Below are 11589 nucleotides of genomic sequence, written 5' to 3' on the forward strand. Positions count from 1 at the left end.
TCCTCAGACGATCATTGGTTCGGCGTAAGAGCCCCAGACGTCTCGCAGCGCGCTGCAAATCTCGCCCAGCGTCGCTCTTGCTTTCACGAGCTCGATTGTCTTCGGCAGCAGGTTGATGTCGTCGGACGAGGCCTGCTGGGCGAGCTCTTTCAAAAGATGCTGTACGCGGCTGATATCCCGGTTTGCCCGCACCGCGTTCAAGCGGTCGATCTGCAACTGGGTGCACTGGTCGTCGTAGGGGTGGATGTGAACCTCGGCGGAACCGCTGGTGTCATCGACATAGCGGTTGACACCGACCGAGATCTTCTCGCCGCTGTCGATCTTCTTGAAGGTCGCATAGGCCGAGTCGGCCAGCTTCTGCTGGAACCATCCCTCTTCGACCAACTTGATCGCGCCGCCGCGTTCATTCACTTCGTCCAACACTTTCCAGATTTCGGTCTCCATGTCCCGGGTCAGGCGCTCGACGAAGTACGAGCCGCCGAGAGGATCGATCACGGATGTCACATTGATTTCCTCGCGGATGATCTGCTGGGTGCGGATGGCCAGTTTCATCGCTTCTTCGGTCGGGATGGCAAAGGCCTCGTCGAGACCGTTGGTGTGCATGCTCTGACAGCCGCCCAGCACCGCACCGAGCGCCTGGATGGCAGTTCGCATGAGATTGTTGTGGTGCTCGACCTTCGTGAGGCTCATCGCCGCGGTCTGCACATGCACCCGCAAACGCATGGATTCCGGCTTTTTGGCGTTGAACCGCTCGGACATGATCTTGGCGTAGACGCGCCGGGCCGCCCTGAACTTGCAGATCTGTTCGAAGAAATCCTGGTGGCTGATGAAGAAGAACGACAGCCTGGGGGCGAAGTCGTCGATATTCATGCCGGCATCGATGACCTCTTCGCAATATGCGATCGTAAAGGCCATGATGAACGCGATCTCCTGAAGCGCATTCCCGCCCACGTCGGACAGGTGATATCCGCTCAGGCTGATCGGATTCATCTTCGGCGTCGACCTGGCGCAGTGCATGATCAGGTCGCGCAGCAGCCTGACGGCCGGCCGCACCGGATAGATCCATTCCTTCTGGGCGACGTATTCCTTCAGCGGGTCCGCCTGCAGCGTCCCGGTCAGCTTGTGAAGGTCATAGCCGCGCTGCTCCGCGACGGCGACGAACATTGAATAGATCACCCAGGCAGAGGGGTTGATGGTCAGGGAAACAGAGATCTTTTCAAGGTCGATCCCGTCGAAGAGGCGGTCGACATCGTCCATCGTGTCGATTGCGACGCCAACGCGCCCCACTTCGCCGAAGGCCATTGGGTTGTCAGAATCCAGACCAAGCAGCGTTGGGAGATCGAAATCGGTCGAGAGCCCCGTCTGGCCCGTTTGGATCATGTATTTGTAGCGCTGGTTCGTGGCTTCCGGATTGCCGAAGCCTGCAACCTGCCGGATGGTCCAGGGCCGCCCACGGTACATCGTGGGATAGGCGCCGCGCGTGAACGGATAGGCGCCCGGGAAGCCCAGGTCACTCGCGGGGATATCCGCGACATCGGCCGCGGTATAAATCCGCTTCAGCGGAATCCCGCATTCCGTTTCGTATGCCGGCTTCTCCTCGGGCCTGCTCTTCAAGGCAGTCGCGAGTTCATTGTCTTCCCACTCGGCCTGCTTTTCCCGAATGTCGTCGATAGCCTGCCCCGAGAACAGATTCATGTCACCCACACCTCACCCTCCCAACCCAGCAACAAGCGAGCGGCCACGGACGGATCGACATCCCTGTTCACCACTGCCTGAATGTGTTTCTCGAGCTCGTCGGCTTTCTCATTGAACTTGTGCTGGAAAAGGTGCCTGGCGGTGCCGAGTATCCGCGCCTTGCAAATGTTGCGCTGGCGGTCAGCCAGTTCGCCGCTTTCCTGCAAATGCATCCAATGCCTGCCGATAGCCTCTTTCAGATTGCCGATCCGTTCGCCCGAAACCGAACTGACTGGAAGGACTGGGGGATTCCAGCCCGAGTTCGCCTTGATCGTTCCGAGGGCCATCATGCCTTTCAAGGCCGAAACCGCGGCCGCCGCCTCCGGTTTGTCACATTTGCTGACGGCATGTATGTCCGCGATCTCCAGGATGCCGGCCTTGATCGCCTGGATGTCGTCGCCAAGTCCGGGAGCGGACAGCACCACGATGGTGTGTGCCGCCGTCACGACCTCCACCTCGTCCTGGCCGACGCCGACGGTTTCGATGATGATTGGCGAGTATCCGGCCGCATCAAGAACATCGACCGCCTGAAGGGTCGAACGGGCCAGGCCGCCAAGATGGCCGCGCGTCGCCATGCTTCGGACGAAGGCTTGGCAAGACTGTGCTGCATCGTTCATCCGCACACGGTCGCCAAGAATTGCGCCACCGGAAAACGGGCTGCTCGGATCGACGGCAATGACCCCGACCTTGTATCCGTCCGAGGCGAAGGCCTTGATAAGCGAAGAGACCAGCGTGGACTTGCCGGCGCCCGGCACGCCGGTGATGCCGACGATGTGCGCCTTGCCAGTGTGCTTGTAAATCTCCGCCAGGGCTTCCGAAGCCTCTGCATATCCGCCTTCGGCGCGTGAAATCATCCGGGCAATGGCCAGAACGCTGCCAGCAAGGACATCGGGCAAAAGCTCAATCGAGGGTATGTAGGCGGCGCGCTTTGCCTGTCTCGAAGAGGTGTGCGCGCTCATATGCGACCACGGGCTGCGATCAAGTTCCTGATTGTTGTGACAATCAGATCGGCCCGTGCCTCCTGCGGAACGATTGCATCGACGCCGCTTTCCGACAAGGCGGCGTAGTCTTGCTCCGGAATCACGCCGCCCGCGACAACGAAAATGTGCCCGGCTTTCTGCTCCCGGAGGCAACGTCCCAGTTCTCTAAACAGCGGAACGTGGGAGCCCGACAGAAGACTGACCCCGATGACATCAACGTCTTCCTGTATTGCCGCGTTGACGACCTCGTTCGGTGATTTGTAGAGGCCTGTGTAGACGACCTCCATCCCGGCATCCCGCAGTATACGGGCGACGACCTTCGCGCCCCGGTCATGGCCATCCAACCCGAGCTTAGCGACAAGCACCCGAATGGTGCCAGGCGAATGCAGTTCGGCATCCGCCCCGGGGTTGGAATCTTGGCCTGCCATGCTCGTTTCTGTCATTGGTCCGAGCGCCCTTCACTCTGCAGCGATACTGGAAGGGCCAGCGGTCGCTGCAAGCCCGGATTCGATCGACTCGGAAATGATCCTCAAGCCGAGATCCAGTTCCTCCTCGGAGATTGTCAGGGGAGGGGCTATGCGGAACACTCCGCCCATCCCGGCAAGCTTGACGATGTTCATGCTCAGGCCGCGTCTGAGTGCTTCCGTCGCGATTCTGGCGCCAAGCTCGTGGTCTGGATCCCTGCGCTCGCCATTCTTGACGATCTCGACCCCAAGCATCAGGCCACGCCCGCGCACGTCACCGACGCATTCGTATCGCTGCTTCAGCCTCGACAGTCCGTCGAACAATCTCGCGCCCAGATACCGCGCCCGTTCGACGAGCCTTTCCTCCTCGACCACATCGAGCACGGCGAGGCCCACGGCCGCCGGCAGCGGATCGGAAACATGTGTGGTGTAGAACAGGAAACCCTTGTCGTGCGCCGTCTCTTCAATCTCGGCCGTTGTCATGACGGCCGATAGAGGAAGGCCAGCGCCGAGAGTCTTGGACAGGGTCAGTATGTCCGGCGTGACGCCGTCCCTCTGAAAGGCGAACATATCGCCAGTGCGGCCAATGCCAGTCTGCGCCTCGTCCAGGATAAGCAGCATTCCACGCTCGCGGCACTTCTGTTTGAGTGCTGCCAGATAGCCTCGCGGCAGCTCCAGTATGCCGCCGCTCGACAAGATCGGCTCGGCAATGAAGGCCGCTAAGCTTCCCATCGACTGGCTGTCGATCAGGTTGAACGCATCGTTCAGTTCCGTGCGCCAGTCCAGAGAGCCGTCGGCATGCTTGAAGCGCGGCCGGAAATTGTTGGGCGCAGGGATTGCAAGGGATCCGACCGCGGCAGGGCCATAGCCCTTGCGGCCAGCACTATAGGTCGCCGATGCGGCGGCACCGGTCATGCCGTGCCAGCTCTTCGAAAAGGCGACGATCTCGTGCCTGCCGGTCACCAGCTTCGCCATCCGGATGGCCGCTTCATTCGATTCGGCGCCGGTCGACAGCAACAACGACCTGTCTAGACCAGGCGCCAGCGCCGCCAGGCGTTCCGCAAGATCGACCACTGGGCGGGACAGCATGCCGCTGAAGAGGTGGGCAACCTTTTCGACTTGCCGGCTAACCGTCGAAACGATCTTCGGGTGAGCATGTCCGAGCAGTGCGCTCATCTGCCCAGACGTGAAGTCGAGAATGGGTCTATCGTCCGCATCGTAGACGAATGAGCCTTCGGCGCGCTCGATGATGGCGGGTTCGAATCTGCCGCCATATCGTATGAGATGCTTCTCCGCCGAAGCCCAAAACCCACGATCCAAGTTTTTTGACATCTCACAGCTCCACCAAAGCGTTCAGCAGGACAATTAGCGGCTGGCGCAGGTGCAGTAAAATTGATAGTTTTCGGATCCGGATATCAGAGGAATTGATATGCAGGCGCCCCTTGATCTCAGGCTGCTGGCAACATTCGTTCGTGCCGCCCATTCGGGAACCCTCAGCGCGACGGCGGTACAGGTCGGACGCACGCAGTCTGCCGTGACCATGCAGATACAGCGACTCGAGGAAGCCCTCGGCCAAAGTCTGTTCCATCGAAGCGGCAGCGGGGTCCGGCTCACCGGCAGTGGAGAGCGCTTCCTGACCTATGCCGAGCGCATTCTCAAAATCCATGACGAAGCGATTTCGGCGCTCTCGGACAAGGGCTTGCACGGTTCGATGGTTTTCGGCAGCCCCGAAGATTATCTGAGCGCGTTCTTTCCCGCACTTTTGAAGGGCTTCGGAACCTTATATCCCGATGTCGAGATCAAGGTCGTTTCGGCACCGACGGTTGAATTGCGCACGCTTCTGCACGCGCGCCAGATCGACCTGGCGCTTGTTTCAATTCTGAAAGCAAGCGATTCGCAGGATTTCGTGCGGACGGAGCCGCTCGTGTGGGTGGGCAGCAAGCCGACCTTGGAGCTGCACGATTTCGGCGATATTGTGCCTTTAGCCCTGCCGGCATCGAATGCCATGGACCATAGAGCCGCATGCGACGCCATGGCCCGTGCCGGACTGCGCTACAAAATATCATATGCGAGCAACAGTCTTGCCGGGTTGATCGCTGTCGCGCGGTCTGGCCTGGCGATAAGCGTGATGACCCAAGAAGCCGTCCCGGCAGATCTCCATATTCTAAACGCACCGCTTCCCCAGCTACCAGGTCTCGGGGTTGTGGTCGCTTTTGCCGAATCTGAGCAATCTCCTGCGGTAAAGGCGTTCGCCAATCACATCCGATATGTGCTACCTGCGCTGTAGAGCCCGCTCCTGTCCGCCGGCAGGTCTTCCAGGCTCATAAGTTTCGCCGTTTGCCTTCCAGGAGATCGATAATTGCACGCGCTGCGTCGAGCACATTGGTGCCCGGCCCGAATACTGCAGCCACACCGTTCGCCAGCAGGAAATCATAGTCTTGGCGCGGCACCACACCGCCGCAAACGACGATGATGTTTACGCCGCCCCTGGCCTTCAGCCTATCGATCAGCTGCGGCAAGAGAGTCTTGTGGCCGGCGGCCAGCGACGACACGCCGACGACTTGCACCTTTGACGCAATGGCCATCTCAGCCGCCTCGTCAGGCGTCTGGAATAGTGGGCCGGCGGTTACATCGAAGCCGAGATCGCCAAAGGCGGACGCGATGATCTTGGCGCCGCGATCATGGCCATCCTGGCCGAGCTTGGCAATCATGATGTTCGGCTTGGTGCCAAGCGAGGCCGAGAAGTCTTCGAGGCGCGAAACCAGCGTCTTGAACTCCGGCTCGTGGTCATAAGCCTTGCCATAGACTTTCCTGACCACCTCGGGAATCGCTGTATGATCGCCAAAGGCCTTGCGCATCACGTCGGAAATTTCTCCCACGGTTGCGCGGGCACGTGCCGCTTCGACCGCAGCTTCGAGGATATTGCCCGATTCAGGGTTTCCAGTATGTCGATGCTGCAAAGGCACCAGTCCATTTCCCCGACGTGCTCCAGCCAGACCAACCCTTCCGGTCCACCGATGAGATCGGAGAGCTGTCTTGGCGTCGCGTAAGCGTGTTTACCGCACCACACGTGATTGCACATCGTTTCACCTCTACAGGGGGATGGTGTCGTGCTTTTCCAGCGCGTATCGACCATCTTGCCGCGGAGCGCAGCGAAAGCGCGGGCGATGCGCTTGCGCGAGGAATGCGGCATGATCACCTCGTCGATGAAGCCGCGTTCGGCCGCCACGAAGGGATTGGCGAAGCGTTGCTCATCGTCTTTGGTGCGGGCCACTATCTTGTCCTTGTCGCCAAGCTCGGAGCGGTACAGGATTTCGGTCGCGCCCTTGGCGCCCATGACGGCGATCTCGGCGGTTGGCCAGGCGTAGTTGACATCAGCACCAATGTGTTTGGAGGCCATGACGTCATAGGCGCCGCCATAGGCCTTGCGCGTGATCAGCGTGACCATCGGCACAAGTGGCCTGGCTTTAGGCGAACAGAAGCTTCGCCCCGTGCTTGATGACCCCACCAAATTCCTGTGACGTACCCGGCAGGAAACCGGGCACGTCGACAAGTGTCAGGATCGGGATCGAGAAGGCATCGCAGAAGCGCGCCGCCTTGCGCGAGGAATCGATGTCGAGGCAGCCAGCAAGCACCATGGGCTGGTTTGCCACCACACCGACTATCTGGCCTTCGAGGCGCAGGAAGCCGGTGATCATGTTTTTCGCGAAGGCCGCCTGGATTTCGAAGAAATCGCCCTCGTCGGCGATCGCCAGTATCAGTTCCATCATGTCGTAGGGCTTTGCGGGCTGTCGGGAACCAGCGTGTCGAGCCGCATCTCGATACGGTTGGGATCGTCGTGGAACGGTCGCACCGGCGGCTTCTCGCGGTTGTTGAGCGGCAGGAAATCGAACAGCCGGCGCACCTCCTCCAGCGTCTCGATATCGTTGTCGAAAGTAGCGTCGGCCACCGACGATTTCTGCGTGTGGGTACGCGCGCCGCCGAGTTCCTCGGCGGTGACGATCTCGTTGGTGACGGTCTTCACTACATCGGGACCCGTCACGAACATGTAGGAACTGTCGCGCACCATAAAGATGAAATCGGTCATGGCCGGCGAATAGACCGCCCCGCCGGCACATGGCCCCATGATCACCGAGATCTGCGGCACCACGCCGGACGCATCGACATTGCGACACCGTCCCCCGCCACCTTCTGGTCGGACATGCCGAAATCGACTGCGCGATGGGTGACGTACATATCGTATTCCTCGAACGAACCTTCATCGAGGAGCACGTCGAGGCGTTCGCGTGCCGTCAGCTTGCCCTTGGCGTGCTGCGCGTCGATGCGTTTGAACACGTCAGCATAGCCGGCGAGCGATGCGACACCCTCCTGGATGCGCGCGCCGCCTGAATCATTCAAACCGATCACGGGCGCGCCGTTGCGCACCGCCATGTCCATGATCTTGCAGATCTTCTGCGCGTGGGTCTCCGACAGCGAGCCGCCCAGGACTGTAAAATCCTGCGAAAAGACATAGACCAGACGGCCATTGATCGTGCCCCAGCCCGTGACGCTTCTGGCCGCCGCCGAGACCCGCCTCGCCCCGACGCGCTTCAAGCTGTTCGAGAACGGCGCGCATCAACGGCCGCTCCGCGCATAGAGCCATTTCCCGGCGACAGGAAAGACGAGCGCCGCCAGCAGCGCCTTGATGATATCGCCGGGGATGAACGGGATGAAGCCGTATTGAAGAACCGGCTTGTCGAAGCCAATGACGCTGCCGAGCCACAGCAGCCCCGGCACATAGATGATGGCACCGGCCAGCAGGGGCCCCGGCCATGGCGGAGACCGGGCTTCTATCCCAGCCGCACATGGCAAGCCATCCTGCAACCACAACTAACGGCAGGCGAGATAGAACAGGACAGCGGCCCCGGCGCGCCCCGGTCCGAGCGCCAGCCCAAGGCCGATGACGGCGAAGGTCTGCATGGTCAGCGGAACCGGATAGACGGGAACCGTGTTCTTCGCCGAAAGGGTCATGGCGTCGCTCCCGCAACACTTTGAATATTGCAATTGCGAATTTGCGAATACGGAGGCACTCCCCCAATGGCTACACGAAAGCTCTATGTTGGACGCAAGATCCGCGAGATTCGTGACTCTCACCGGGCCACTCAGTCCGTGTTCGCGGAGCGCATTGGCATCTCGGCCAGCTATCTAAACCAAATCGAGAACAACCAGCGCCCGGTTTCGGCCGCCGTGCTTCTGGCGTTGGCCGAAAATTTCCAGATCGACATCGGCGCCATTTCGCTCGGGACGACGACCGGCTGCTGTCGGCTGTCACCGAAGCGCTGGCCGACCCCGTCTTCGACAGCTATGAGCCCAACCTCCAGGAATTGAAGCTGATCTCCCAGAACGCTCCGGGTTTTGCCCGTGCCCTGATTGCCTGCCACCAGGCTTATCGCCGAAACAGCGAGCAGCTTGCCAGCTTCGACGACAAGCTCGGACGCGCCACCTCGTTCGCCGAGCCGACGCCATATGAGGAAGTGCGCGACTTCTTTCACTTCGTCGACAACTACGTTGATCAGCTCGATGTCGCGGCTGAACGGCTGGCCGCGGATATCGGCATCGGCGAGCGGGAGACCGGCGCGGCACTCGCCGAACACCTCGAGGCTCGATACCACGTGCGCATGGCTCCATCCGGCGTCGACGAGGACATCATCCCGCGCTTCGACGCCAGGTCGAAATTGCTTTTCCTCAATCCCCTATTCACCGCCGGCGACGCGCAACTTCCAGACTGCTTTCCAGATCGCCAAAATGGAAGCGGAGCAAGAGGTCACGAGAGTAGCGCGCGAGGCTGATTTCCATCGGCATCTCCTGTCGTATCTGCGAACGGACCAATTGCCCGCAACGGGCAGTGCCGCCGCTAAAGCGGAAACTAAAAGTCGATCCCGGCAAACGCACGGCTTTGCCCTACACGCTGATTGCCGAATGAAAATTCGAAGTCGCACGGTCGGGCTCAAATCGCGTCTTTTGCGACTACCTGCTGAAGGTCGACAACTAGCGCTCTGAAGATCTGGCCAAACTTGCATCAATTCTCGTTGTCGACTTGACTTTCCGCATGATTATCGTCGTGCGAAAGCTGGCTATGTCGTGTTCCTTGAACATGAGGCGATCGAGCACGAATGCCTGATATTGCTCGAGATCCGCAGATACAACCCTCAGGGAGTAATCCCAGTCACCAGCGATCAGGCAGCATTCGACGACTTCGTGTAAATCGATGATCCTTTTCTCGAAGCGCTCGAAAAATTCTCTGGTTTGCTGCTTCAGCCGCACTTCGACGATGACGTCGAACCCCAATCCGATTCGGGCAGGATCCAGCAACGCGACATACTTGCGTATCACACCGCTCTCTTCGAGAGACCTGACGCGCCTCAGGCACGGTGCTGACGACAGACCTACCCTTTCAGCAAGTTCGAGATTCGTAATCCGTCCTTCGTCCTGAAGGATGCCAAGGATTTTCTGGTCGATACGGTCAAGTGACATGTCGCACCATAATTGCTCAATTTCGTCAAACTCGCGCATTAATCGACCAAGAATCTTTAGCTGGCGAGTCAAATCGCAATCTAAATGCGCGGGCATCAGCCTAAAAATACACAAACCCTTGGAGGAAATTCATGCGAAAGACAGAAGTTGGCAATCAGGCGTCATCTCCGCTGATGATGCCTACCTGCTGTGAAATGCGCGCAATACTGGCAAAAATGGGTCGCCCGTCATGAGCAGCAATGAATCAAAAACGCGTTCGGAATGGGAAAGCACAACTCTTGCTGGTAGCCTTGGAAGGCTGCCGCGCCGCGAAGAAAAATTCACAACGCTGTCCGGACTGCCCATCGAGGATCTCTACACGCCTGAAGACGTGAAGGACATCGATCCGATCAAGGACATCGGCTTCCCCGGCGAGTATCCATTTACTCGCGGCGTTCATGCCACCATGCACAGGGCAAGGCCGTGGACCATCCGTCAGGTCGCGGGTTTCGGCACGGCTGAGGACACGAACGGCCGCTACAAATATCTGCTGGACCACGGTGAAACCGGCCTATCGACCGATTTTGACCTGCCGACTTTGCTTGGCCGCGACTCTGACCATCCGGTCGCGGTCCCGGAGATCGGTCGCATCGGCGTCGCGATCGACACCTTGGAAGATGTGCGCCTCCTGATGGACGGGATCCCGCTCGACCAGGTGTCGACGTCCTACACCATCAATGCGTCGGCGTTCGTTCTTATCGGCATGTACGAAGCCGTGGCGAAAGGGCAAAACGTTCCCGACAATCTGATAACGGGCACTTGCCAGAACGATATCCTCAAGGAATACACGGCGCAGAACGAGTATATCTATCCGCCGCGTGAATCTGTGCGCCTGGTTGTCGACACCATGGAATACGCGGCCAAGACCATGCCGCGCTACAACCCGGTGAGCGTATCCGGCTACCACCCCCGTGAAGCGGGAGCGAATGCGGTTCAGGAACTCGCCTTCACGCTCGGCGCGGGCCATTGCTATGTGACCGAGGCTGTCAAGCGTGGCATTCCGGTCGATCAGGTGGCGCCCCGTATCTCGTTCTTCTGGGACATCCACAACGACTTCTTCGAGGAAATCTGCAAGCTGCGGGCGTCGCGCCGTCTCTGGGCGCGCATGATGCGCGATTGGGTCGGTGCAAAGGATCCTCGTTCCTGGATGATGCGTGCCCACTGCCAGACGGCGGGCGTCAGCTTGACGGCGCAGCAGCCGGACAACAACATCGCCCGTACGGCCGTTCAGGCTCTGGCGGGTATCCTGGGCGGTACGCAGTCCCTTCACACCAATTCGAAGGACGAAGCCTATCAGATCCCGTCTGAAGGCGCGATCAAGATCGCGGTGCGCACCCAGCAGATACTGGCCCTTGAAAACCGCGTCGCCGACATCATCGACCCGCTTGCCGGCTCGTACTATGTCGAAAACCTGACGCAGCGTCTCGAGGAAGAGGCCGAAGCGCTGCTGCGCCAAGTCATCGACCGTGGCGGTATGGTCGAGTCCATCGAGGATGGCTTCATCCAGCGCCAGATCGCGGACTCCTCGGCGGCCTATCAGAAGGCGCTCGAAGACAAGCGGGAATTCATCGTCGGGGTGAACGTCAACGTCGACCCCGAGGAAGACCTGCCGTTCGAGCCGTTCGAGCTCGACCCGGGTCTCGGTGATCGCCAGATCAAGCGTACCCAGTCCATCCGCAAGCTCCGGAACGCCGCCGAACATTCGGCTGCCCTGAAGGAAGTGCGGCATGCGGCCGAGAACAACATTAACACCATGCCTGCCGTCTCGCGCGCCATCCGTGCAAGCGCGACTGTGGGAGAGATTTGTGACGTGATGCGGGATGTGTTCGGCGAGTACAACGCACCGCTGGTTTACTAGC

General features: G+C 59.8%; 11 protein-coding genes and 4 pseudogenes. 4 read left to right on the forward strand and 11 right to left on the reverse strand.

Going from position 1 to position 11589, the window contains the following annotated elements; translation table 11 throughout:
* Nucleotides 1-3 precede the first annotated feature (3 nt).
* From AB4136_RS16735 to AB4136_RS16750, 4 genes are read right to left on the reverse strand one after another with little or no spacing between them, the layout of a single operon-like run.
* Complete coding sequence (locus AB4136_RS16735; RefSeq protein ID WP_441931450.1) at nt 4-1695, reverse strand: methylmalonyl-CoA mutase family protein; 1692 nt, start codon at nt 1693-1695, stop codon at nt 4-6.
* The gene (gene meaB / locus AB4136_RS16740) at nt 1692-2693 is read right to left on the reverse strand and encodes a methylmalonyl Co-A mutase-associated GTPase MeaB (protein WP_441931451.1); all 1002 of its coding nucleotides are present in this window, start codon (nt 2691-2693) and stop codon (nt 1692-1694) included. Before meaB ends, AB4136_RS16735 begins: the two co-directional genes overlap by 4 nt.
* Complete coding sequence (locus AB4136_RS16745; protein ID WP_441931452.1) at nt 2690-3142, reverse strand: cobalamin B12-binding domain-containing protein; 453 nt, start codon at nt 3140-3142, stop codon at nt 2690-2692. The genes meaB and AB4136_RS16745 overlap by 4 nt, the downstream gene beginning before the upstream one ends.
* 30 nt (nt 3143-3172) lie before the next feature.
* Nucleotides 3173-4510, reverse strand: coding sequence for an aspartate aminotransferase family protein (locus tag AB4136_RS16750; protein WP_441931453.1), 1338 nt, complete (start codon nt 4508-4510; stop codon nt 3173-3175).
* 97 nt (nt 4511-4607) lie between these two features.
* Between AB4136_RS16750 and AB4136_RS16755 the strand changes: the two genes are divergently transcribed.
* Nucleotides 4608-5465, forward strand: a complete 858-nt coding sequence (locus AB4136_RS16755; protein ID WP_441931454.1) for a LysR family transcriptional regulator — start codon at nt 4608-4610, stop codon at nt 5463-5465.
* Between the two features lie 34 nt (nt 5466-5499).
* Here AB4136_RS16755 and AB4136_RS16760 read toward each other — a convergent pair.
* The 6 genes and pseudogenes from AB4136_RS16760 to AB4136_RS16785 form a co-directional block, all read right to left on the reverse strand.
* Nucleotides 5500-6105, reverse strand: a pseudogene (locus AB4136_RS16760) (cobalamin-dependent protein); the annotation flags it as partial.
* Nucleotides 6106-6270: 165 nt separating this feature from the next.
* Nucleotides 6271-7349 (reverse strand): annotated as a pseudogene (locus AB4136_RS16765) (acyl-CoA carboxylase subunit beta); the annotation flags it as partial.
* A complete protein-coding gene (locus AB4136_RS16770) occupies nt 7307-7513 on the reverse strand; it encodes a carboxyl transferase domain-containing protein (protein WP_441931530.1) in 207 nt (68 codons plus the stop codon). The pseudogene AB4136_RS16765 and the gene AB4136_RS16770, both read right to left, overlap by 43 nt.
* Nucleotides 7505-7726: pseudogene (locus AB4136_RS16775) on the reverse strand (carboxyl transferase domain-containing protein); the annotation flags it as partial. The gene AB4136_RS16770 and the pseudogene AB4136_RS16775, both read right to left, overlap by 9 nt.
* A gap of 66 nt (nt 7727-7792) precedes the next feature.
* Entirely contained in the window at nt 7793-8029 is a 237-nt protein-coding gene (locus AB4136_RS16780; RefSeq protein ID WP_441931455.1) for a biotin transporter BioY, read from the reverse strand.
* Between the two features lie 18 nt (nt 8030-8047).
* Nucleotides 8048-8188, reverse strand: a complete 141-nt coding sequence (locus tag AB4136_RS16785; RefSeq protein ID WP_441931456.1) for a biotin transporter BioY — start codon at nt 8186-8188, stop codon at nt 8048-8050.
* A 66-nt stretch (nt 8189-8254) separates the two neighbouring features.
* Here AB4136_RS16785 and AB4136_RS16790 point away from each other — a divergent pair.
* A pseudogene (locus AB4136_RS16790) lies at nt 8255-9010 on the forward strand (helix-turn-helix domain-containing protein); the annotation flags it as partial.
* 19 nt (nt 9011-9029) lie between these two features.
* A complete protein-coding gene (locus tag AB4136_RS16795; RefSeq protein WP_441931531.1) occupies nt 9030-9140 on the forward strand; it encodes a short-chain fatty acyl-CoA regulator family protein in 111 nt (36 codons plus the stop codon).
* Between the two features lie 65 nt (nt 9141-9205).
* On the opposite strand, the gene AB4136_RS16800 is transcribed toward AB4136_RS16795, so the two are convergent.
* Nucleotides 9206-9730, reverse strand: a complete 525-nt coding sequence (locus AB4136_RS16800; RefSeq protein ID WP_441931457.1) for an Lrp/AsnC family transcriptional regulator — start codon at nt 9728-9730, stop codon at nt 9206-9208.
* Nucleotides 9731-9920: 190 nt separating this feature from the next.
* Here AB4136_RS16800 and AB4136_RS16805 point away from each other — a divergent pair, with 190 nt between their 5' ends.
* Nucleotides 9921-11588, forward strand: a complete 1668-nt coding sequence (locus AB4136_RS16805) for an acyl-CoA mutase large subunit family protein (protein ID WP_441931458.1) — start codon at nt 9921-9923, stop codon at nt 11586-11588.
* The last annotated feature ends 1 nt before the right edge of the window (nt 11589 follow it).

The organism is Mesorhizobium sp. 2RAF21, from assembly GCF_052115345.1.
GTDB lineage: Bacteria > Pseudomonadota > Alphaproteobacteria > Rhizobiales > Rhizobiaceae > Mesorhizobium > Mesorhizobium terrae.